This is a genomic window from Chryseobacterium sp. OSA05B, from assembly GCF_019970065.1.
Classification (GTDB): Bacteria; Bacteroidota; Bacteroidia; order Flavobacteriales; family Weeksellaceae; genus Chryseobacterium.
Genome location: NZ_JAHXYH010000008.1, coordinates 90207 through 115010 on the forward strand (window position 1 = coordinate 90207; position 24804 = coordinate 115010).

20 protein-coding genes are annotated in these 24804 nt (G+C 39.1%); 11 read left to right on the top strand and 9 right to left on the bottom strand.

Translation table 11 applies throughout. The features are described from left to right. Positions 1–5: 5 nt before the first annotated feature. From argH to LC419_RS22225, 8 genes are all read right to left on the bottom strand, one after another. Positions 6–1310 (bottom strand): argininosuccinate lyase, encoded by a 1305-nt coding sequence (argH, locus tag LC419_RS22190; protein WP_223609397.1) that lies wholly within the window; start codon positions 1308–1310, stop codon positions 6–8. Between the two features lie 267 nt (positions 1311–1577). After that, the gene (locus LC419_RS22195) at positions 1578–2660 is read right to left on the bottom strand and encodes a M20 family metallo-hydrolase (RefSeq protein WP_223609398.1); all 1083 of its coding nucleotides are present in this window, start codon (positions 2658–2660) and stop codon (positions 1578–1580) included. After that, positions 2635–3429 carry an acetylglutamate kinase gene (argB, locus tag LC419_RS22200; RefSeq protein ID WP_223609399.1) on the bottom strand — a complete coding sequence of 265 codons (795 nt, stop codon included), beginning with the start codon at positions 3427–3429 and terminating at the stop codon, positions 2635–2637. Before argB ends, LC419_RS22195 begins: the two co-directional genes overlap by 26 nt. 140 nt (positions 3430–3569) lie before the next feature. After that, a complete protein-coding gene (locus LC419_RS22205; RefSeq protein ID WP_223609400.1) occupies positions 3570–4529 on the bottom strand; it encodes an acetylornithine carbamoyltransferase in 960 nt (319 codons plus the stop codon). Positions 4530–4578: 49 nt separating this feature from the next. Next, a complete protein-coding gene (locus LC419_RS22210; protein ID WP_223609402.1) occupies positions 4579–5718 on the bottom strand; it encodes an aspartate aminotransferase family protein in 1140 nt (379 codons plus the stop codon). A 292-nt stretch (positions 5719–6010) separates the two neighbouring features. Then, positions 6011–6973, bottom strand: a complete 963-nt coding sequence (argC, locus tag LC419_RS22215; RefSeq protein ID WP_223609403.1) for an N-acetyl-gamma-glutamyl-phosphate reductase — start codon at positions 6971–6973, stop codon at positions 6011–6013. Between the two features lie 121 nt (positions 6974–7094). Beyond that, a complete protein-coding gene (gene argG, locus LC419_RS22220; RefSeq protein ID WP_223609404.1) occupies positions 7095–8288 on the bottom strand; it encodes an argininosuccinate synthase in 1194 nt (397 codons plus the stop codon). Next, positions 8257–8862 carry a GNAT family N-acetyltransferase gene (locus tag LC419_RS22225; RefSeq protein WP_223609406.1) on the bottom strand — a complete coding sequence of 202 codons (606 nt, stop codon included), beginning with the start codon at positions 8860–8862 and terminating at the stop codon, positions 8257–8259. The genes argG and LC419_RS22225 overlap by 32 nt, the downstream gene beginning before the upstream one ends. A 160-nt stretch (positions 8863–9022) precedes the next feature. Between LC419_RS22225 and LC419_RS22230 the strand changes: the two genes are divergently transcribed. From LC419_RS22230 to acs, 9 genes are all read left to right on the top strand, one after another. Next, complete coding sequence (locus LC419_RS22230) at positions 9023–9439, top strand: helix-turn-helix domain-containing protein (RefSeq protein ID WP_223609407.1); 417 nt, start codon at positions 9023–9025, stop codon at positions 9437–9439. 327 nt (positions 9440–9766) lie between these two features. Further along, positions 9767–11146 carry a porin gene (locus LC419_RS22235; protein ID WP_223609408.1) on the top strand — a complete coding sequence of 460 codons (1380 nt, stop codon included), beginning with the start codon at positions 9767–9769 and terminating at the stop codon, positions 11144–11146. Between the two features lie 50 nt (positions 11147–11196). Beyond that, a complete protein-coding gene (locus tag LC419_RS22240; RefSeq protein ID WP_223609409.1) occupies positions 11197–12777 on the top strand; it encodes an MFS transporter in 1581 nt (526 codons plus the stop codon). A gap of 43 nt (positions 12778–12820) precedes the next feature. Continuing rightward, a complete protein-coding gene (locus tag LC419_RS22245; RefSeq protein WP_223609410.1) occupies positions 12821–13048 on the top strand; it encodes a DUF6814 family protein in 228 nt (75 codons plus the stop codon). Positions 13049–13118: 70 nt separating this feature from the next. Then, positions 13119–13313 (top strand): hypothetical protein, encoded by a 195-nt coding sequence (locus LC419_RS22250; RefSeq protein WP_034731116.1) that lies wholly within the window; start codon positions 13119–13121, stop codon positions 13311–13313. Continuing rightward, positions 13303–15978: an ATP-binding protein gene (locus LC419_RS22255; RefSeq protein ID WP_306666592.1), complete on the top strand. Its 2676-nt coding sequence runs from the start codon at positions 13303–13305 to the stop codon at positions 15976–15978. Before LC419_RS22250 ends, LC419_RS22255 begins: the two co-directional genes overlap by 11 nt. Positions 15979–16017: 39 nt before the next feature. Continuing rightward, positions 16018–16380: a response regulator transcription factor gene (locus LC419_RS22260; RefSeq protein WP_223609414.1), complete on the top strand. Its 363-nt coding sequence runs from the start codon at positions 16018–16020 to the stop codon at positions 16378–16380. A 130-nt stretch (positions 16381–16510) separates the two neighbouring features. After that, positions 16511–18397, top strand: coding sequence for an AMP-binding protein (locus LC419_RS22265; protein WP_223609415.1), 1887 nt, complete (start codon positions 16511–16513; stop codon positions 18395–18397). 29 nt (positions 18398–18426) lie between these two features. Then, positions 18427–20367: an acetate--CoA ligase gene (acs, locus tag LC419_RS22270; protein ID WP_368734508.1), complete on the top strand. Its 1941-nt coding sequence runs from the start codon at positions 18427–18429 to the stop codon at positions 20365–20367. A gap of 257 nt (positions 20368–20624) precedes the next feature. On the opposite strand, the gene LC419_RS22275 is transcribed toward acs, so the two are convergent. Continuing rightward, positions 20625–21881 (bottom strand): YCF48-related protein, encoded by a 1257-nt coding sequence (locus LC419_RS22275; protein WP_223609417.1) that lies wholly within the window; start codon positions 21879–21881, stop codon positions 20625–20627. A 236-nt stretch (positions 21882–22117) separates the two neighbouring features. Between LC419_RS22275 and LC419_RS22280 the strand changes: the two genes are divergently transcribed. Beyond that, positions 22118–22480, top strand: coding sequence for a hypothetical protein (locus LC419_RS22280; protein ID WP_090026747.1), 363 nt, complete (start codon positions 22118–22120; stop codon positions 22478–22480). 112 nt (positions 22481–22592) lie between these two features. After that, positions 22593–24803 carry a bifunctional (p)ppGpp synthetase/guanosine-3',5'-bis(diphosphate) 3'-pyrophosphohydrolase gene (locus tag LC419_RS22285; RefSeq protein ID WP_034731136.1) on the top strand — a complete coding sequence of 737 codons (2211 nt, stop codon included), beginning with the start codon at positions 22593–22595 and terminating at the stop codon, positions 24801–24803. The last annotated feature ends 1 nt before the right edge of the window (position 24804 follow it).

The window sequence follows — 24804 nt, forward strand, 5'->3', positions numbered from 1 at the left end:
TAATACTAACCCAATAATTTATTCTTCAGCTTATTAAACTGATATTCTATTTTATCCAGACAGAGATTTCCAAGGCTCCCCTGATGACTATGGTCTAAGTTTCCAACTTCAAACTCAAATTCATTATTTTCAATCTCCTGCCCTACTTTTACATAAGCATCGCGGAATGAACTTCCTTTCTTCACTTCTTCATTGATCTTCTCTACACTGAAAAGATATTTGTATTTCTCGTCTGCCAGAATTCCGTCTTTTACCTGAATATTCGGAAGGGTGTAACTTAGAATTTCCAGACATTCTTTCAAGGAATCGATAGCCGGGAAAAGAATTTCCTTTGTCAGCTGTACGTCTCTGTGGTAACCTGACGGTAAATTATTCGTCAATAAGATAAGCTCATTTGGTAAGGATTGAATTCGGTTGCATCGTGCCCGAACCAATTCAAAAATATCCGGGTTCTTTTTATGAGGCATAATGCTGCTTCCTGTGGTAAATTCTTTTGGAAAGCTTATAAAATCGAAGTTCTGGCTTAAATACAAGCAGACATCGTAGGCAAATTTCCCAAGCGTTCCCGCCAAAGTAGCCATGGCCATAGACAACATTTTCTCAGATTTACCACGGGTCATTTGCGCATACACCGAATTATAGTTCATAGATTGAAAACCTAAATTATAGGTCGTACTTTCTCTGTCAATAGGAAAAGAGGAACCATATCCTGCCGCTGAGCCCAAAGGATTTTTATTGATGATATTCTTCACCGAAAACAACAGTTCAACATCATCTAACAATGCTTCCGCATAGGCTCCAAACCATAATCCAAACGATGATGGCATTGCGATCTGAAGGTGAGTATACCCCGGAAGCAATTTATTTTTGTGCTGATCAGCCAGTTGGATCAGAATCTGGAAAAACTCGTCCGTTAAAGCTGTAATCTCACGGATCTCATCCAGTAAATAAAGTTTGATATCCAGTAAAACCTGATCATTACGGGATCTTGCGGTATGAATTTTCTTTCCGATATCACCCAACTTTTCAATCAGTATCGCTTCAATCTGAGAATGGATATCTTCTGCTTCTTTATCGATTTCAAAGCTTCCGTTCTCAATATCTTTTAAAATATCTCCCAAAACAGAAAGCATCTGCTCCGATTCTTCACCGGTGATAATTCCGGTTTCTGCCAACATCTGGCAGTGCGCCATAGAACCTTTAACATCATATTTTGCTAAACGTTCGTCAAAGTCAAGATCTTTCCCGACTGTAAATGTGTTGACTAATATATTGGTGGCCAGGTCATCCTTTTGCCATATTTTTTTCATAATAATATTCTTTACAATAATCAATTCGTTTCAACCTGCTCAGCAAAGCCTCTTTAACTATAAAAAAACATCTCCGCATTGAAAAGTCTTCGTCTTTAATTTTCTTTTTTGCATAAATCCTTATTAAAAACTGAACTTTGATTGGCCTGCTGAGCGTGGTTAAAACATTTTTTTTAGATGTTAGATGTTAGAAATTAGATGTTAGTGCTAAGGTGTGTGTGTAAATTTCCGGCATCTAACTTCTAATTTCTAGCCTCTAACTTCTCTTTATAAAACTTTTTCCAAGATCCTTATATAGATCTCAATTCCTTCCTCGATCTCTTTGATATAGATGTATTCATCTGCCGTGTGGGAGCGCCTACTGTCGCCGGGACCTATTTTCACGGATGTACATGGAATAATAGCCTGGTCAGACGATGTTGGTGAACCGTAAGTAGTCCTTCCAATTTCCAGACCTGCCTGTACAAAAGGATGATCCATTTCTATTTTTGAGGAATTTAACCTGAAAGATCTGGCCGTTAATGAAGATTTCATTTGAGACTGAATGATTTCAAAAGCTTCTTTATTGGAATATTCATCGGTAACTCTCACGTCCAAAGTGAACGTACAGGCTTCCGGAACTACATTATGCTGAACACCAGCATGAATACCCGACAGCGTCACTTTAACTTCCCCCAAATAATCCGAAACTTTCGGAAATCTGAAATTCAGAATATGCTGAAGATCTTCCATGCATTTTACAATAGAGTTATCGTCATTCGGATGAGCAGCGTGAGAAGGAGTTCCTTTCATTTCCCCATCTATCACCAACAGTCCTTTTTCCGCGATCGCCAGATTCATCTGCGTGGGTTCTCCTACAATGGCGAGTTCTATGTTCGGAAGCTGTGGAAATAAGGTCTCAATTCCATCAAATCCTGAAATCTCCTCCTCAGCCGTCAACGCTATCACTAAATTATATTTTAAATCTTCTTTCTCATAAAAATGTAAAAAAACCTGAGCCATAGCAACCAGAGAAGCTCCGGCATCATTACTTCCCAATCCGTACAGTTTTCCGTCCTTCTCAACCGGAAGAAACGGATCCAGTGTGTAGGCTTTATTCGGTCTTACCGTATCGTGATGGGTATTCAGCAAAATGGACGGCTTCAACACATCAAAGTTTTTATTGACAGCCCAGATGTTGTTTTTAAAACGTTTCGTAGGAATATGATGCTTCTTGAAAAAGTTCTCAATTTCCACGGATGTATTGTACTCATCCTTACTGAATGAAGGAATTGCAATCAGTTTTTTAAGCAATTCAACGGCGTGAGTCAGTAACTCGTCTTTACTATAAACAGATTTCAGTTCCTCCATGATGGCTTTCTATATGGTTTTTTAATTGGGTTTCTTTAATTAAGAACACCTTGTTTACATTATTTTTTACAGCTCCTAGAGCATTTTCAAGTTTGGGCAAAATTCCCTTATGAAGTTTTCCCGCTTCTTTTAACACAGAAAACTCTTCTGCGGATACACTTTTTATAACCGATCCGGGATCTTCAACATTTTCCAAAACCCCCTCTTTATCAAAACAATACAACAATTCCACATCATATTTTGAAGATAAAGCCTGAGCAATGACTGAAGCAATCGTATCTGCGTTGGTATTAAAAAGATTTCCCTTTTTGTCATGGGTAATCGCTGAAAAAACCGGGACAAGTTTAAGTTTAATCAACTTTGAGATCAATTTTCTGTCCACACTTTTTTTCTCAATATCTCCCACAAATCCAAAATCTATTTCGGGATGTTCTCTTTTTTTTGCTTTAATCAAATTCGCATCAGCTCCGGAAAAACCTATCGCCTTGCATTTTTTCTGCTGCAGTTTAGCCACAATATTTTTATTGATTCCTCCTGCATATACCATCGCAACAATATCCAGCGTTTCTTTATCCGTAATTCTTCTTCCGTTGATCATTTTTTGTTCAACACCCAATTTATCAGCCAGCGTAGTTGCTAATTTTCCGCCTCCATGAACCAAAATTTTCTTTTCCTTAATTTCAGAAAACTGCTCTAAAAATTGGTCAAGCAACTCTGGATCGTCGATCAGAGCACCTCCTATTTTTATGATGTATAATTTTTCTTTCATTTTGGTTTGATATTACTGATAGGATTGCATCCTATCCTTGATTAAATCGTTCCGTTGGAACTCTTTATGGGTTTAAGATATTAAAAAACGTTCTTGAGATTCTTATCCTTGTCAAGGTTTTGAACCTTGATGAATTCCAGTTATTTAGAATTCAATTCATTCAAAATTTCTGAAAAAACGGCTTGTGCAGAGAAAATTCTATTTTTGGCCTGATGATAGATGATGGAGTTTTCTCCGTCCATCACCTCATCGCTTAATTCTACATTACGACGGACAGGAAGACAGTGCATTACTTTTGCATGATTGGTGTTTTCCAGTTTTTCTCCGGTCAGCATCCAGTTTTCTTTTACTTCCGGCATAGCTGCATAATCATCGAAAGAGGACCAGTTTTTCACATAGATAAAATCAGCATCCTGTAAAGCTTCCTCCTGATTATGAATCACTTTGATGTCCTTCGTAAAATTTTTATCCAGATCATAACCTTCAGGATTGGCTATTACAAAATCCACGTCCATTTCCTGCATCCACTCTGTAAAGGAATTTCCTACAGCCTGAGCAATCGGTTTGATGTGTGGCGCCCAGGTGAGAACTACTTTCGGTTTACGTTCCTCTTTCCAGTTTTCTGTAATGGTAATACAGTCTGCCAAACTTTGAAGCGGGTGTCGCGTTGCGGATTCCAGAGAAATCACAGGCACTTTGGCATGCTGTTCAAACTGACTCAGGATACTTTCATTAACATCGTCTTCTTTAGATTTCATCCCTGCGAAACAACGCACTGCAATGATGTCACAATATTGGTTCAGTACTTCTATCGCATCTTTAATATGTTCAACCGTATCGCCATTCATTACGGCTCCGTCTGCAAATTCCAGATTCCAGGCTTCCTGAGCTGCGTTTAAAGTCAGCACATTCAATCCTAAATTCTGAGCGGCAATCTGGCTGCTTAAACGGGTTCTTAAACTTGAATTTAAAAACACAAGGCCTATGGTTTTTCCCTTTCCTTTTTCCGGTTCGGAATTGGGGTTTTCTTTAATCTGTAAAGCTTTTTTTATGATTTCCTGTAAGTTTTTTACGTCGCTTACAGAGGTGAATTTTTTCATTTGATGAATTTTTTAATTAATTGTGATAATCTTAACCATCATTTGTAAGTTAAATCTTATCTAAAACTACTTTTAAAGCACCGACAAAAAGATCTGTCTCCTCTTTGCCGATATTGAGAGCCGGAAGGATCCTCAATACACTTTTATCATTGGAATTTCCTGTAAAAATGTGATGATTATACAACAGACTTTTCCTCACTTCAGAACAGTCCTGATCCAACTCTACTCCAATCATTAAACCTTTCCTTCGAATGGATTTAATATGGGGAAAGTCTTTAATTTCGTTTTCAATATAATCACCCATTTGCTGAGCATTGGCCGTAAGATTTTCCTCCTTCATTACATCCAGAACAGCGATGGCTGCGGCACAGGCCAGGTGATTTCCTCCGAAAGTCGTTCCTAGCAAACCATTGCTTGCTTCAAACTTCGGATGAATCAAAACACCTCCGATCGGGAAACCATTTCCCATTCCTTTTGCTGTCGTGATCATATCCGGTTCGACACCAAATTCCTGATGAGCAAAGAAATACCCGCTTCTTCCATATCCTGACTGGACTTCATCAAGAATCAAGGCTGCATCATATTTTTCACACAATTCTTTAATTTTGGATAAAAACTCTGCCTCTGGGATCATAATTCCGCCTACACCCTGAATTCCTTCAATGATAACGGATGAAATTTCACTTCCCTGAGTTTCAAAGATCTCTTCGAGCTGCTTGATGTCATTCCATTCAGATTTAATAAACCTTTCGGAAAAATTAACCGGAGCAACAATCTTTGGATTATCCGTCACAGAAACCGCCGCAGAAGTTCTTCCGTGGAAGGATCCTGAGAAATAAAGCACTTTACTTTTTCCGTTATGGAAAGACGCAAGCTTCAATGCATTTTCATTAGCTTCAGCTCCTGAATTACACAGAAAAAGATTGTAGTCTTCATAGCCTGAAAGCTTGCCTAATTTATCAGCCAGTTCAGTCTGTAATTCATTCTGAACCGAGTTTGAATAAAAAGATATTTTCTCCAGCTGCTCTTTCAACTGCGCTTGATAATGCGGATGATTGTGTCCGATGGAAATCACTGCGTGACCGCCATAGAAATCAAGGTATTTTTCTCCTTTATCATCCCAAAGGAAAGATCCTTTAGCTTTTACCGGATTTATGTTAAATAATGGATATACGTTGAATAAATTCATGTTTTTTATTTTATTAATTTTCTTTTGTCTTGAAATCGAAGATTCGACGTAGTCAAACAAAAGAAACAAAAGTTCAAGACCTGGAAACTTCCGCTAAAAATTATTCTATTCTCTAAAAATTCTAAACTTGCGCGATTTCACTATTTGTTTTTCGATTCAATATTTTTGTCGCGCTTCAAACAGTAGAATTTTCTTAACGTTCATAGAATTAATTTTCTTCCCGCTCCGCTTTCCTAAGTCGAATATTTCGGTTTTTCAATTCACAATTGACTTATTAACCATTCACTTTTTTTTAAAATGCTACCGGCTTTAAGTTCAGTCCCAGGTTTTCTTCCCAGCCCATCGCTATATTCATATTTTGTACCGCCTGTCCAGAAGCCCCTTTCAACAAATTGTCAATCGCTGAGTGAATAACCGCTACATTCCCACTCTTTTCTATATGAATCACACAGCGATTGGTATTGACAACCTGCTTTAAATCAATTGCATTTTCACTAACCTTCACAAAAGGCTCCCCTTCATAAAAATCCTGATACAACTGAATGATATCTGAAAGTACTAAATCCGTTTTCACTGTAGAACTTGTAAAAATCCCTCTTGCAAAATCTCCTCTCCATGGAACAAAATTCAGACTGATATCTTTATGATTAAACGAAACTAACTGCTGTAAAATCTCATCCACATGCTGATGCGTCAGCGTTTTGTATGCCGAAATATTATCATTCCTCCAGGTGAAATGTGTCGTTGCCTGCAAAGACTGACCCGCACCTGTAGAACCTGTAATTCCTGTCGTATACACTTCATTCAACAAATCTTTTTCCGCTAACGGAAGAAGAGCCAGCTGAATAGCCGTTGAAAAACATCCCGGATTGGCAATGCTTTTTGCTCCTGCCAGATTTTTTTTATTGATTTCAGGAAGTCCGTAGGTAAAATTTCTTTTTCCAAAACTTCCGTCCAAACGGAAATCATTTCCAAGATCAATAACTAAAGTATCTTCCTTTACTGGATTTTTAATAAGCCAGTTCTTGCTTTCCTTATGAGGAAGACACAAAAATAAAATATCCACGTCTTCCGGTTGATCCGTTAAAACCTGTTCACAAACTGCCGTTAAATCCGGGTACAAATCTGAAATTTTTGTCCCCGAATTGGAACGGCTATATAAAAAACTCAATGACACATTGGGATGAAAAGCCAGCACACGGACCAATTCGCTTCCTGTGTAGCCGTTGGCGCCTACAATTCCTGCTTTTTTCATATTTTTAATGATATGATGATTTGATTATGATTGATAGGATTTCATCCTATCCTGGGGTAAATCGTTCCGTTGGAACTCTTTAATTATAAATCTTTATTTAGAGTTCCTTAACTGACGCTTTTTATTTTGAATTGATCTGGTGGTAGATGTTTAAAGAATTGCTTACAATTTTTGTATATCCTTTTACATCTTCACCTGTCCAGGCTCTATTGGCTTCACCGTAACTTCCGAATTTATCGGACATCAGATCGTGCTTGGATTCAATTCCGTTTAACACAAACCTGTATGGATGAAGGGTTACAAATACTTTTCCGCTGACCGTTTCCTGAGAATCCGTTAAGAAAGATTCAATATTTCTCATCACCGGATCCAGGAATAATGCTTCATGAAGCCAGTTTCCATACCAGTCGGAAAGCTGGGACTTCATCATCTGCTGATATTTTGAAAGCGTATGTTTTTCCAATAAATGATGCGCTTTGATGATCACTGATGCTGCCGCTGCTTCAAATCCTACTCTTCCTTTGATTCCAACAATGGTATCTCCAACATGAATATCACGACCGATTCCATAAGCGGAAGCCAGTTGTTCAATTTTTTGAATCGCCTTCACGGAATGTTCAAAATGTTCTCCGTTTACCGTTACAACCTCACCTTTTTTAAATTCAATTTCCAGTTCTGAAGGCTGGGTTTCTTTAATTTGCGATGGAAAAGCTTCTTCCGGAAGAGAATTTCTCGATGTCAATGTTTCCTTTCCTCCAACTGACGTTCCCCACAAACCTTTATTCACAGAATATTGTGCTTTATGGAACTCCATTTCATACCCATGATTTTTCAGAAATTCAATTTCTTCTTCACGGGACAGGCTCATATCACGGATTGGCGTAATGATCTCCACTTCCGGGCACATCACCTGGAAAATCAAATCGAAACGAACCTGATCATTTCCAGCTCCCGTACTTCCGTGGGCAATAGCACCAGCACCGGTTTCAATGGCATATTTTGCAATTTCCTGTGCCTGAACCGTACGTTCCGCACTCACAGACAATGGATAGGTATTGTTTTTCAGCACATTTCCGAAGATCAGATACTTCACACAAGAATTATAATAATCCTCCTGAGCATCAACGCACCTGTATTCTTTCACCCCCAGATTGAAGGCTTTTTTCTCCAGTTCTTTTTCTTCTTCTTTAGAAAAACCTCCGGTATTTACAGTCACTGCATACACTTCATATCCAAGTGTTTCACTAAGATATTTAGCACAGTAAGAGGTATCTAAACCTCCGCTAAATGCTAAGACGACTTTCTTTTTCTCCATTGTACTCATCAATTTCGGACTGCTGAATTTCAGTCCCGTTTACTTTATTATTATTTTCAGGAACGAAAAGCATCGCTGTACACAAACAGTTTTTGCGTTCCTTTTTCATTAAAATTTCATAGTTCACACAATTCTTACACCCGCTCCAAAACTCTTCATCCTGAGTCAATTCAGAATAGATCACCGGTTTGTAACCCAGATCACTGTTAATTTTCATGACGGCAAGTCCTGTGGTTAAACCAAATACCTTCGCAGTCGGATATTTTTCTCTAGATAACTGGAAAACCTTATTCTTAATCAAAGTGGCAACTCCCCTGTTCCTGTAATTCGGAGATACAATCAGTCCCGAATTAGCTACAAACTGACCATGTGACCAGGTCTCAATGTAACAGAAACCCACCCATTCGCCATTTTCAGTGGCAACCACAGCGTTACCTTCTGAAATCTTTTTCGTTAAGTATTCGATGGAACGTTTTGCGATCCCCGTTCCTCTGCGCTGTGCTGAATCATACATTTCCTGCTGTATTTCACTCACATACATGAGATGTTCGCATGAGGAAATTTCTATTTCCATTTATTTATCTGATTTTTTTGGCAAATTTAAAGCATAATAACTTTAAAAACCAAATTAAAAAGATATTTTTTTTGATTTAAAGAAATAAACAGGTAATTTTATCTTTACAATAAAATATAACTTTGCTAAATTATTATATATTTGCTAAAAACATATAGTTATGGAAAACACGTGTCCCAAATGCGGTGGCCACACCATTGTAAAAAGCGGAATCATCAACGAAAAACAGCGTTTTCTCTGCAAAGACTGCAACTACTATTTCACCGTCAAAAAAATGGGAAAACAGATCGACGACTATTATGTAACCAAGGCACTCCAGCTCTATCTTGAAGGCTTAAGCTTCCGTGAAATAGAACGGATTATCGGGGTTTCCCACGTTACGATCAGCTCTTGGATCAAAAAATACAACATCACAAGACCACCCCATTCTGAATTCCATCCGGTTTATAAAATACTAAAACAGAATGAATTGATTGAATATATCGCCCAGGAAGACAATATCAAAAACTCCGGCCTTATCATTACTCAGTTTGCGGATAAGTATATGCTGATTAAGTGGGAGAGGTTTAAGAAGTAGCTGAGATATTAGAATCAAGAACCAAGGGCCAAGATACTAGACATCAGATTTCAGATTTCCGACATGAGAAGTGGTGGCTTCGAGAACCTAAGCCACCAAACATACCCCTCGTTAGCCAAGATTGAACGAGTAACCATCTTCAGACTTATTTACTTCCCAGCTCTCAGACTCTCCAACCTTCCAACCCGAATCTCGCAACTCGTAACTAAAAACCAAACAGTTACAAAAAAACTATATCATTACCACTAATATATATTAAATTTTTGTAACTAAATTATTAATTACAATTTGGCTTTCACAAAAAACAACGCCAAAAATTGATAATTTATGAATAAATTACTCTCATTTATTGGATTAGCCCTAATAAGCAGTTCTTTATATTCACAGGGTTCTCCTGATTACGGAGGCGGATTAAAATTAAACCTCAATCAGGAAGGAGATAAGTACATCAGATTTATTTTATGGGACCAGTTCTGGCTCAGAAACACCCAAATGAATCAGGGAAGTATGGTAGGCGGAGAACCTACTGACAACTCATGGAGCTTGGGAAACAGAAGATTACGTGCTTTAATGTATGCCCAAATCTCTAAAAGATACATGATCCTGGCTCACTTTGGGATCAATAACCAAACCTTCATCAATGGCGGAGCTACAGGCACCACAGGAACAGGAGGTTACGGAAATGGTAAGAAACCGCAGTTATTTTTTCATGATGCATGGAATGAATACGCAGTTATTTTACCTGGAGAAGCCGGAAAATTCAGTTTATCCTTAGGAGCAGGGCTTCATTACTATATGGGACTTTCCCGTATGACCATGGCTTCGACCTTGAATTTCCTTACCGTAGACTCTCCTATTTTCTCATGGCCATTAATCGATAATTCAGATCAATTTGCAAGACAGCTTGGAATGTTTGCTAAAGGAAAGTATGGTAAACTGGAATACCGCTTCAGTTTAAACAAACCTTTTGCGACAGATTTGGTTCCGGTCAATGTTACAGATCCCTCAAGAGCTGCAGCCGTAGATAACAATGGAAATCCAAGTTTTTCAAAAGCGGGTTATGTTGAATACCAGTTCCTTGATGAAGAGTCCAATACGCTTCCTTTCAAGGTGGGTTCGTATTTAGGAACAAAGAAAGTGTTCAATGTGGGTGCCGGTTTTTACCATCAGGCTGACGGAACCAGAACTTCCATCAATTCCAATATTGAAAAACATGACATCACCCTCGTAGCCGTAGATGCATTTGCAGATATTCCCTTGGGAAATGCCAAACATAAGATGGCAGTTTCTGCCTATGCCGGATATTACAACTATAATTTCGGCCCCAACTACATAAGAAATCTGGGAACAATGAATATTGCAGCCAATGACCCCAATTTTGCGGGAAATAGAGCCATTGCAGGTCCTGGAAACTTACAACCTATGATCGGAACGGGAAATGTAGTGTATGCTCAGGCAGGCTTACTTCTTCCGAATCAAACAGAAAAACCTAAGATCAGAATACAGCCTTTCGCGGCGTATACGCACAAAAGCTTTGAAGCATTTGACAAATCATCTTCACAGTTTGATGTAGGTGCCAACTGGTTCATAGACGGACATCACGCAAAAATTACTACCCAATATTCCACAAGACCGGTTTATACCAGTCCTACGGAAAGCCCTTCCTCAAAAGGCGAATTCATTGTACAGTTTCAAATTTACCTTTAAACTCAGGATGAACTTAATATCTTAATCCATTAACATCAAAATCAATCAACATGAGCGAAAATCACCACGAAAACTACGAGAATATGACCGACCGGCAGAAGAACCGCACCATCTGGAGCGTGATCACCGCCTCATCACTCGGTACTCTGATAGAATGGTATGACTTTTATATTTTTGGAAGTTTAGCGATCGTTTTAGCGACCAAATTTTTCCCTGCCGATAATCCCACTGCCGCATTTTTATCCACACTGGCCACTTTTGCAGCCGGATTTGTGGTAAGGCCTTTCGGAGCTTTGTTCTTCGGAAGATTGGGTGATATCATCGGAAGAAAATATACATTCCTTGTCACCTTGCTGATCATGGGATTCTCCACTTTCCTAATAGGATGTATTCCCGGATATGAAACCATCGGATTCATGGCACCGGTTTTAGTTTTAATTTTAAGACTTTTACAAGGTTTGGCACTGGGAGGAGAATACGGAGGTGCCGCTACCTATGTTGCAGAATACGCACAACCTCACAGAAGAGGCTACTGGACTTCATGGATTCAAACTACAGCCACTGCAGGACTTTTCATTTCACTGATTGTTATTTTGATTACTAAAAACACGTTATCAGCCGCAGAATTTGATTCCTGGGGATGGAGAGTTCCGTTCTGGATTTCAATTTTAATGGTGGGCGTTTCCTATTTCATCAGAAAAAACATGAAAGAATCTCCGCTTTTTGCAAAGGCTAAGAGCGAAGGGAAAACTTCTAAAAATCCTTTAAAAGAAAGTTTCGGAAATAAATTCAATTTTAAATTTGTTTTACTGGCACTCTTCGGTGCTGCAATGGGACAGGGTGTCATCTGGTATACAGGACAGTTCTACGCCATGAGTTTTCTGCAAAAAGTCATGAATATAGATTCGATGCAGGTGGATTATTTAATGGCTACTGCGCTGTTAATGGGAACCCCATTCTTCGTGTTTTTCGGCTGGCTTTCTGATAAAATCGGACGAAAAGCAATTATGATGACCGGTATGCTGGTGGCTATTTTAGCCTACCGGCCGATTTATGACAGCATGTACAAAAGTGTCAACATAGAAGCTAAAACGGTTGCAAACGCCGGGATCAAAGAGACAAGAACGGCCGCCATTCATAAAGATATTGCATCAGACAGCTTAATTACATTTCACAAAGAAACGACGTACACAGACGGAACTTTCATGAAAAAAGACAGCATCGTACACTGGTCCGCAGCCGGCCCTGTGATGAAAGACGGAAAAGCGGAAGAACCAAAAATTACAAAATCTATTACATTAAATAATGATACAAGATGGTATCTGGTGTTTCTGGTTTTTATTCAGGTATTGTTTGTAACTATGGTTTATGGTCCTATCGCTGCTTTCCTTGTTGAAATGTTCCCGGTTAGGATTCGCTACACTTCAATGTCTCTGCCTTATCATATCGGAAACGGAGTATTTGGAGGACTTCTTCCGGCAGTGGCAACATATCTGGTCACTCAGGGGAAAGATGCAGGACATCCCACGTGGTATCTGGAAGGACTTTGGTATCCGATTGGAGTCGCCGCAGTCTGTTTAGTCATCGGATTGTTTTATCTTAAAAATAAGAATAATAATATTCATGATTAAACACCGCATCACTTAATTTTTTACTAATTTTAAAACTACTAAAATGAACGGACTAAAAAAAATATTAGGCATACTCTGGATCGCAGTGGCACTGTTGGTGGGATATTTCGGAACTACGGTTCTGGGAATTCCAAAGATCACTTCCGGAAAGCAGGAAGATCTGGTATTCGGGATCATCATCTTATTTGTGCTGATGCCGATCATCTCGGGCGGAATGGCTATTTTCGGATACTATTCGCTGATAGGAGAATATTCAGACGATAAGATTTAATTTATAAAAGATTAATGATAATTGATGAGTGATAGGTTACTCATCAATTATCTTTTATCAATCATCATTTATGAAAAAAAGACACGAACAAAAACTGATTATCCTGAGCATCGGACTGATGATGGCTTTCAGCATCCCTATTTCACTGCTTTTCAACAGTGAAAAAGATGTTTTCGGCTATCCGATGATTCTGATCTATCTGTTCGCGGTCTGGATGATCTCCATCATTATTTCTTTTGTAATCGTAAAAAAATATGATGAGTAGTTTCGCGTTATTTGTTGTTGTTTTACTCTATCTCGCCCTTTTGTTCTTAGTTGCCCACCTGGCAGAGAAGAAGAAGAGCAAGCGGTGGATCAACAATCCCTACATCTACGCATTGTCCCTGGCGGTGTATTGCACAGCCTGGACGTACTACGGAAGCATCGGCGTAGCTGCCACAAGCGGACTGAATTATCTGCCGATTTACATTGGCCCCATTATGATTATTCCCGCATGGATCTACATCAATACGAAAATTGTAAGAATTTCCAGAATTAATAAAATCAGCAGTCTTGCCGATTTTATTTCTTTGCGGTACGGGAACAGCAGAAGCTTCAGTGCGATCATCACAATCGTCTGCCTTTTAGCCATCGTTCCATACATCGGACTTCAGATCAAAGCCATCTCCGAAACTTTTCATTTGGTCACTGAAACTTCGATGTCAAACAATATACTGACTGACAATGCGACGTTTGTGGTTGTTTTAATCGCTTTATTCTCATCTTATTATGGGACGCGATATGTGGATGCTTCAGAAAAACGTCTTGGCATTATTTCCGCCATCGCCCTGGAAAGTTTTTTAAAGCTTTTCTTTATTATCATTCTGGGTATTTTTGTCATTTACTTCGTATTCGACGGCTTTTCCGATATTTATGAAAAGGCCAGCAAGTTTGAAGATTTTAAAGAAAAGAATACGTTCAACGGTATTGAAGGCGCGATGAACTGGATGGTTTTATGCATGATTTCCGCTACAGCCATCTGCATTTTGCCGAGACAGTTTCACACCGCGATTATTGAGAACAGACAAGAGAAACATATCAGAACAGCGATCTGGTTTTTTCCTCTTTACTTATTGATTTTCACCATATTCATCTTCCCGATTGCGTGGGGAGGAAGACTTATTTTTGACGGTGAAAAGGTAAATCCAGAGTTCTATTCTATTCTGATTCCCCAACATTTTGACAATACTTTAATCACCGTTTTTGTATTTCTTGGGGGATTGAGTTCATGCATTTCCATGATCATTATTTCAGCCATCACGCTATCCATTATGCTTTCCAATAACCTTATCATTCCTTATGGTTTGCTGGGAAAATTCAAATCCGACAACGAGGTTCAGAATACAAGAAACATTACGAATATCCGAAAATTCAGCATTTTTGCGCTGATCATCATGGCTTTTGTTTTCTATAAATATTTCATCCTGAAAACATCATTGGATTCTGTAGGCCTTATCTCATTTGTTGTGATCGCGCAGCTGGCACCTTCTTTTTTCGGAGCGATATTCTGGAGGAGAGGAAGTTATAAAGGTGCTGTGGCAGGGCTTCTGGCAGGTTTGGCGATCTGTTATTTCGGACTGATTATTCCGCAGTATTACTTCTCATACAATCAGGAACTCAAAGGCGTTATTCGGGAAACGTATGATGCTTTCGGGTTTTTTAATATTTCTTTTTTAAGCCGAATTCCTGAGATCTTTTTCTGGTCAATTTTTACCAATACTGCTTTATTTACGATTATCTCCGTCAGCGTTAAAGGAAACTACCGCGAAAGAAATTTCGCAGAATTATACGTGGATATTGATAAGCATATCTTAAATCATGAAAATGCTTTTGTATGGCGAGGAACTGCCTATGTTTCAGATATCAGGAATATTCTGGAAAGATTTTTAGGCAAAAATAAAACGGAGCAGGCTCTAAGAATTTTTAATTTAAAGTATAATATTGATTCTAAAACGGAAACCGCGGATTCAAGGTTTATCAAGTTCTCTGAAAACCTTCTCGCAGGAAGAATCGGGACCGCATCTGCAAAAATTCTGATCGAAGGTGTAACCAAAGAAGATAAAATATCCTTAAGGGAAGTTTTAAACATTTTAGAGGAATCCAAAGAAAATATCACGCTCAATAAAAAGTTGACGGAACAGTCTGAAGAATTACAGAAACTTTCTGATGATCTGAGAACAGCCAATGAAAACTTAATCGTCAAAGACCGTCAGAAAGACGACTTCCTGGATTCAGTGGCTCACGAATTAAGAACACCGATCACCGCCATCCGTTCAGCAGGAGAAATTTTAGCGGACGATGACGATATTCCAACAGATATCAAGCAGGAATTTTTAAACAACATCATCACTGAATCTGACAGGCTGAGCGAAATCATCAACGATATTCTTTATCTTGACAAACTGGAACACGGCGAAATTGCTCTGAACATTAAAGAAAATAATATTCTTGAAACTTACAAGAAAGCTTTAAATCCTCTACTCCATCTGATCCTGCAGAAAAATATTCATTTAAGTGAAGTGAATCTCCTGAATCATCCTACATTTGAACACGACGAGGCAAGAATGATTCAGCTTTTCCAGAATATTCTCGGAAATGCTTTAAAATTTACCGATGAACTGGGAACCATACAAACCAAACTGTCTGAAAAAGAAAATGACCTGATCATCAGCATTTTCAATACCGGAAGACATATTCCGGAAGAAGATCTGGAGATGATCTTTGACAAATTTTATCAGTCAAAAAATCAGAATATTTTAAAACCCACAGGAAGCGGACTCGGACTGGCTATTTCAAAAAAGATTGTTCAGGCTCACAGCGGAACCATACAGGCAGAAAACAGCGGTTTGGGTGTCACTTTTACAATACGCATTCCTTACAATAGACTATAAGAGATTATAAATGAAGTTGAACAAAACCAATAACCATCTATGAGAAAGATCATTATTGCCGATGACGAACACAAAATATTAATGTCGCTGGAATACAGCTTTAAGAAAAACGGCTACGACGTTTATATCGCAAGAGACGGAACAGAAGTTCTGGATTTTCTAAAGAACATGGTTCCCGACGTCATCCTTCTGGACATCATGATGCCGAATCTGGACGGATACAGCACACTGGAAGCCATTAAAAAAGACGAAAGAATGAATAACACAAAAGTCATATTTCTGAGCGCAAAAAACAATCCCAAAGACATAGAAAAAGGTCTCAAAATGGGCGCTGATGCGTATGTAACGAAGCCTTATTCCATTAAGAAGCTGATGCAGCAAATTGAAGAGATGTTTGAGTAAGAAGATTTCAGATATCAGACAAGAGATGTGAGTTTTGAGACATCCTTGCCAGGGATAGAAAATTCAGACTTACAACTGAATATTAGGCAATGGATCTAAAACAAAAAAAACATGAAACACAAAAATTAATATGGACGCAGATACTCTGTTTAAACAAAGCATAGAAGACAAAGAAAGTTTCTGGAAAGAACAGGCCAAAGAGATCCAATGGTTTGAGTTTCCGGAACATATTCTTTCTAAAGATAAAAACAATTATCCGCAGTGGTATGCGGATGGAAAACTCAATATGTGTTATCTCTGCATTGATCAGCATATTGAAGACGGTTTCGGAGATCAGATTGCCATTGTCTATGATTCTCCGGTTACGGATAAAAAGAAGACTTATACATTTAATCAGGCCAAAGAAGAAATTTCAAAATTGGCAGGAGGACTGGTTTCATTAGGCTTACAAAAAGGAGATACAGCCGTTATTTATATGCCGATGATTCCGCAAACTCTTTTTGCGATGCTGGCCTGTGCAAGAATCGGAGTGATTCACAATGTGGTTTTCGGAGGTTTTGCCCCGAATGAACTGGTGGTAAGAATTGATGATTGTAAGCCAAAAGCATTGATCACCGCTACTGCCGGTGTAGAAATAGCCAGAAGAATTCCTTACTTACCACTCGTTGAAAAAGCTGTTGAACTGGCGCAGGATAAAGTGGACAATATCATCGTTTACAACAGAAAACTGGTAGACAATCAGGATGAAATGTTCGATGGACTGATTGATTATGAAGAACTGGTTCAAAAATCAGAGCCCGCAGACTGCGTTTCCGTGGAATCTACCCATCCGTTGTATTTACTTTACACCTCAGGAACTACAGGAAAACCAAAAGGAATTGCACGGGATACCGGAGGTTACGCCACATCGCTTAAGTTTTCCATGAAATATATTTACGGAGTTGAGCCCGGAGAAACCTATTGGGCGGCTTCAGATTTCGGCTGGGCGGTAGGTCACAGTTTCAGCGTCTACGGACCGCTTATCAACCGGAATACAACGATTATTTTTGAAGGAAAACCTATCATGACACCTGATGCAGGTACGTTCTGGAGAATTATTTCAGAATACAAAGTATCTACGATGTTTACAGCTCCTACAGCCATCAGAGCGATAAAAAAAGAAGATCCGAACGGTGAGCTGGTTAAAAAATACGATCTGTCTCATTTCAAAAAACAGTTTCTGGCCGGAGAACGATGTGATGTAGCCACTTTAGACTGGTTTGCAGAACACATTGGAGTTCCCGCCATTGACCACTGGTGGCAGACCGAATCCGGATGGCCTATGCTGGGACTGATGACTTTCGATGATCAATATAAAATTAAAAGAGCTTCCGCCGGAAAACCGATTCCCGGATATGATATTAAGATCTTTGATGAAAACGGATACGAACTTGACGCTCATCAGGAAGGTTACTTAATCATCAAACTCCCTCTTCCTCCGGGGGCGCTTTTAGGCATCTGGAATGATAATGACCGTTTTCAGAGCAGCTATCTTTCGCAGTATAAGGGGTATTATTTCTCGGGAGACGGCGCTATTCGGGATGAAGACGGTTATATTTTCATTACCGGAAGAGTGGATGATGTGATCAATGTAGCCGGACACAGGCTTTCCACCTCGGAAATGGAAGAAATTGTTTCATCACATCCCGATGTCGCAGAATGCGCTGTCGTAGGCATTGATGATGAACTGAGAGGACAGGTTCCTTTTGCTACGGTTGTTTTGAAAAACGGAACAGCCATCTCTGAAGAAGAACTAGAAAAAGATATCATCAGAATGGTTCGTGAAAAGATCGGGGCTGTGGCTTTTTTAAAAAATGCCATGGTTGTCAAACGCTTACCAAAAACCCGTTCAGGAAAGATCTTAAGAAAACTGATAAGAACCTTGCTGGATGGAAAAGAGTTTCAGATTCCGTCAACCATCGACGATGAAAAAATCATTGAGGAAATTCAGGAAAAAATCAATGACTATAGGGCTTAGGCAATAAATTAAACATATATTTAATATTAATAAAATTCAAATTTCAAAAAAGAAGGGATATGAGAAATTACTTAATTGAAGATCTGCCGCATTATTTTGAAGAGTATAAGAAGTCTATTAAAAATCCTAAGAAATTCTGGGACAAAATAGCTGATCAAAATTTTGTGTGGTACCAAAGATGGAGCAAGGTGGTTAAGTATGATATGAATGAAGCCAAAATCACATGGTTTAAAAATGCTAAATTAAATATCACCAAAAACTGCATAGACAGACATCTTGCGGTAAGAGGCGAAAAAACCGCGATCATCTGGGAACCCAACGACCCAAAAGAGGCAGCACAGCATATTTCCTACAATGAACTGTACAACCGTGTCAATAAAACCGCCAATGTTTTACGTGAAATGGGCATTGAAAAAGGAGACAGAGTCTGTATCTACCTTCCGATGATTCCCGAACTGGCTATCACCATGCTGGCCTGCGCCAAACTGGGAGCCGTACATTCCGTGATCTTTGCAGGATTTTCTGCTTCTGCCGTAGCTTCTAGAGTCAATGACTGTAATGCCAAAATGATCATCACATCAGATGGAAGTTACAGAGGTAATAAAGTACTGGATCTGAAAACGATCGTAGACGAAGCACTGGAAAAAACACCAAGTGTAGACTCCGTTCTTGTGGTGAAAAGAACACACAACGAGATCAAAATGAAAGAAGGCAGAGACCACTGGATGGCTGATCTGTATGAAAAAGCCTCCGCTGATTTCGTAACGGTCATCATGGATGCCGAAGATCCTCTTTTCATCCTGTACACTTCAGGTTCTACCGGAAAACCTAAAGGAATGCTTCACACCTCCGCAGGTTATATGGTGTACACTGCGTATACGTTTAAAAATGTATTCAATTATAAAGAAAATGATATTTACTGGTGTACCGCAGACATCGGATGGATCACAGGACATTCATACATTTTATACGGACCGCTTCTTAATGGGGCGACCACCGTTATTTTCGAAGGTGTTCCTACCTATCCTGAACCGGACCGTTTCTGGGAAGTGATCGAAAAACATAAGATCACTCAGTTTTACACGGCTCCTACTGCGATCCGTTCATTAGCTAAAGAAAGCACAGAATGGGTAGACAAGCATGACCTGAGTACTTTGAAGGTAATTGGTTCCGTAGGTGAGCCTATCAATGAAGAAGCATGGCACTGGTTCAATGACCATGTCGGAAAGAAAAAATGTCCGGTAGTTGATACATGGTGGCAGACGGAAACAGGAGGTATCATGATCTCCCCGCTTCCATTTGTAACTCCAACCAAACCGACTTACGCTACCCTTCCACTTCCTGGAATCCAGCCTGTCTTAATGGATGATAAACGCAATGAAATTACAGGCAATCAGGTGACCGGAAACCTTTGCATCCGCTTTCCATGGCCGGGAATCGCAAGAACGATCTGGGGCGACCATCAACGATATAAAGAAACGTATTTCAGTGCTTTTCCGGGGAAATATTTCACGGGTGACGGAGCATTGAGAGATGAAGTCGGATACTACAGGATTACAGGCCGTGTAGATGATGTGATCATTGTTTCCGGACATAATCTGGGAACTGCTCCCATCGAAGACAGCATCAATGAACATCCTGCCGTTGCTGAATCTGCGATCGTGGGTTATCCTCATGATATCAAAGGAAATGCTTTATACGGCTTCGTGATCTTAAAAGAAACCGGAGAAGGCCGTGATAAAGAAAACCTGAAGAAGGAGATTAACCAGCTTATTGCAGATCAGATTGGGCCAATTGCCAAGCTTGATAAAATACAGTTTGTTTCCGGGCTGCCGAAAACACGTTCCGGGAAAATTATGCGTAGGATTTTAAGAAAAATTGCAGAAGGAGACTTCAGTAATTTCGGAGATATTTCTACGCTGTTGAATCCGGAAATCGTAGAGGAAATCAAAAATGAGAGTATCAGTTAAATAAATTGATCTAAACACTATAAAGTAAATGCGCAGAGTTTTTTCTGCGCATTTATTATTTTTAACCTGAGCTCGAGTCAACAGAGTTATGAGTTTTAAAATGATGAGTTATAAGTTTCAGGAGTATGAGGTATAGAATTGGGAAGGAGATCAAGTTTTGAAATTGATCCGGCATATAGATGTAAAAGGCAGTTTTAAGATTCCTCCTGTAGCTTTCAACAACTCCCCTCTTCAGGTTTCCAACTTCCTTCCCCAGCCTACTTTATTATTTTAATCGACTGTCTTCCCAAATTAGAATGCACATCAAGAAGATAATGTCCTTTTGGGTAATTGAAATCCAAAGAATATTTTTTCAATCCTTTAGCATCAATATCATCTTTCAAAATATTTTTAATAAACTTTCCAGAAGCTTCATACAGCCCCACAACGATATGATCGGTATGTAAATAATAAACATTAAGGTTCAGCTTATCTTTTACAGGATTCGGAGCGACTTCCACTTTCAGCTTTCTTTCCTGATTTTCACCAGGGTTTTCTTTAACGTCTAAAGTTCCTCTCGTCATCTTATAAATATTAGATCCCGCAGCAAAAGCAAGATTATTGTTAACAAAAAAGATTCTGTTCAAAGAACCGCCTACTCCGGTATTGGTCCAGTTACTTCCACCGTCTAAGGTTTCATAAAATCCTGTACTGTGTCCGCCCATCCAGCCATGGGTTTCCGATATGAAACCAACAGCCTGCACATAGGGATCCGGAAAATCTTTTGTCTCCCATGTAAATCCCCCGTTCGTTGATTTAAGAAGTTTCCCCGCGTTGGTAGCCTCAGATTCAATAGCGCAAAAAATTTTATTATGATCCAGAAGCTGCATTTTCCAAACAAATTCACTGGCGATATTGCTGTTGTAAATTTTTGTCCAGCTTGCCCCACCGTCAAGCGTTTTAAGAATGACAGCTCCGTCATTGTCATTTCCTGAAACAAAACCTACATTTTCGTTAATGAAAGTAATTTCCACCAGGGCATTGGCATACGAAGACATATCAATATACTCCCATGTAGTTCCACTGTCTGTAGATTTTATAATATAGGCCGGGGAAAACCATGCGCCACAGCCATAAACGGTGGACGTACCTACACAGTCTAAACCGCAGATGGCAGCAGGATAAGGTGAAATATTATTTATTCTTTCCCATGAATTTCCGCCGTCAACGGTTTTATAGAAACTGTTATTCAAAGTTCCAAGAAAGCCTACATTTTCGTTGAGGAATTCTATATTCCGGTAATATTGATTAGCAGGCCCGTTCACCGTCTTTTGCACCCAGGTATCTCCTCCGTTTGTTGTTTTAAAAACAGCTCCGCCTCCTCCGCGTACTGCCCAACCCAAGTTCTCATTCAGAAAAAACACATCATCATATCTTCCACCTCCGTTAGATGGCGGATAGGAAAAAGCAGTCCAGCTGTACTGCGCCTGCATCAGCGAAGACAGTAAGGAAAAAGTAAATAAAATTTTTCTCATGGTTGATTAATTTTTAATAAAAAAACAAATTTGAATTATTTAAAGGATCCGTACAATACTTTGAAGCATGTAAAATTTAAAATTTATGAAAAATCAAACGTATGTTCAATAGATATCCTCAAACATTTTAACATTATATTATAGATAAAATAATAAATAATAAGTTTTATTAAATTAATAGTAGTTATATTAGAAAATATTTATTATCTTTAAGTACAATTTAAAAACTATTGCTTATGTCAAATATATTAGCTGGATTATTTGCACATCACAGCGATTACAAAAAGCTTGAAGCCGATCTGGAAAATTCAGGATTTGAAAATTCAGATTACATAGTATATCTTAATGGCTCTGAAACCTCTCAGTACCTGGCGAGTGTTGCGGTAAAAGATAATAACCAAACTGATGGCGCCCGGAATATTTTTAGCCAAAATTCAGTACTGAAGACCTATTTATTCGAGAATATGGGTATTGGGCAGGCGAATTACGATAATCTCAAAAGATTTATCGATGCCAGAAACAGAGCCGACATCCATAACAGCCCCGATGTGAAAATAAAGGCATCAAGCAGTGGCATGGATTCAGAAGTGAAATTCTGACAAAAAACATAAAATCTAATAACCGGAAATCCGCGGAGCGTTCTGCGGATTTTTTATGCGTGAAAAGTTTAAAAAATTTCGTATTTTCGTTTAAATATAGGCATTAGCACAAATGAGTTACGATTTAGAACAGGAAAACAAAGAGATCCTTGCCCGGTATAAGGATCTGATTTCTAATACATACAGAACTCTGGACGAGGAAAATAACAAGCTCATCCGGAAGGCATTCGATATCGCATTGGATGCTCACAAGGACCAAAGGAGAAAATCCGGGGAACCTTACATCTACCACCCTATTGCCGTTGCTAAAATTGTAGCTACTGAGATCGGTTTGGGGGCTACTTCTATTGCCTGTGCCCTGTTGCATGACGTAGTAGAGGACTCTGACTACACCTATGAGGATCTGAAAAAGATTTTTGGAGAAAAGATCGCCAATATTGTGAACGGACTCACGAAGATCTCCATCATGAACCATCAGAACATTTCTGTTCAGTCTGAAAATTACAGAAAACTTTTGCTGACTCTTTCTGAAGATTTCAGGGTTATTCTGATCAAAATTGCCGACCGCCTTCACAATATGCGAACGCTGGAAAGCATGGCTCCGGATAAGCAGAAAAAAATCGCTTCGGAGACCGTGTATATTTATGCTCCCATGGCACACCGTCTGGGTCTGTATAATATCAAATCAGAGCTTGAAGATCTTTCATTAAAATATAACAACCCGGAAGTTTACAACGAGATCACGGAAAAATTGGAATCTGCCAAAGAAAACCGTGAAAGATATATTGAAGAGTTCAAAACCGAAGTTTCGGAAAGATTAAAAGAAGAAGGTTTAAACTTTAATATCAAAGGCCGCGCAAAAGCTATTTCTTCCATTTATAGAAAAATGCTGAAGCAGGGGGTTTCTTTCGAGGAAGTTTTTGACAACTATGCGATCAGGATTATTTACAAATCGGATGCAAAAAATGAAAAATTTCTTGCCTGGAAGATCTATTCTATCGTAACCGACGTTTATCACAGTAATCCGTCAAGGATGCGAGACTGGATCACACAGCCCCGTTCCACAGGGTATGAGAGTCTCCATTTAACGGTTCTCGGTCCGGATAAAAAATGGATCGAAGTACAGATCCGTTCGGAAAGGATGAATGAGATTGCAGAAAAAGGGGTTGCCGCTCACTACAAATACAAAGAAGGCTACAAACAAAGCTCTGAAGACCGTAATTTCGAAAGATGGGTGACGGAAATCCGTGAAGTTCTTGAACAGCAGCAAAATCTTTCTACGTCTGAACTTTTGGATAATATTAAACTCAATTTATATTCCAAGGAAGTATTTGTATTTACGCCAAAAGGGGAAATTAAAATCCTTCCCACCAATGCTACGGCGCTGGATTTTGCTTTTTCCGTTCACTCTGACCTTGGGATGAAATGTCTTGGGGCGAAGATCAACGGAAAGCTTGTTCCTATTTCCTATGTGCTTCAGAATGGTGACCAGATCGACATTCTGTCTTCACAAAACCAGAAACCGAAGTCTGACTGGCTGGAATTTGTGGTTACGTCCAAAGCAAAGTCGAAGATTAAAAGTTATCTGAACTCTCAGAAAAACCAATTGGTGGAAGAAGGAAAAGAAATCCTTCAGAGAAAACTGCGCCATGCGAAAATCAATTTTAATGATGAAGAGGTCAACAAACTTCAGAAATTCTTTAATTTAAAAACCTCTCAGGAACTCTTCCTTAAATTTCAAAGCAATGAACTGGATGTCAGCAGCCTGAGAAAATATATCGAAAGTAAAAACGTATTCAACAATTTACTTTCAAGATTCAGAAAATCGCCACCGAAAAACGTGCATTATGAGGAGCCGAAAGAGCAGAACCTCGACATGATCATTTTCGGGAAAGACGAAGAAAAACTGAATTATAGCTATGCAAAATGCTGTACGGTAATTCCCGGTGATAAAATTTTCGGATTTATAACAATTTCTGATGGTATTAAAGTTCACAGCGATAACTGCCCGAATGCGATCAACCTGAGAGCTCAGTACGATTACCGTGTGATTCCCGCCAAATGGGTGAATGCGGAAAGCTTCAAGAACAGAGTGAAGATCGAAATCGAAGGTCTGGACAGAATGGGAATGATCAACGATATTACCACGGTGATCAGCGGAAGTATGGGAATGGATATGAAAAGCATGTCCATAGAATCCAACAACGGCATTTTTACCGGGAATATCAATCTCGAAGTAAAAAATAAAGGTCAGTTGGAAGAAACATTTAAAAAACTTAAAAATATTGACGGCGTTTCAAGAGTGAGACGGGTACAATCCTAAG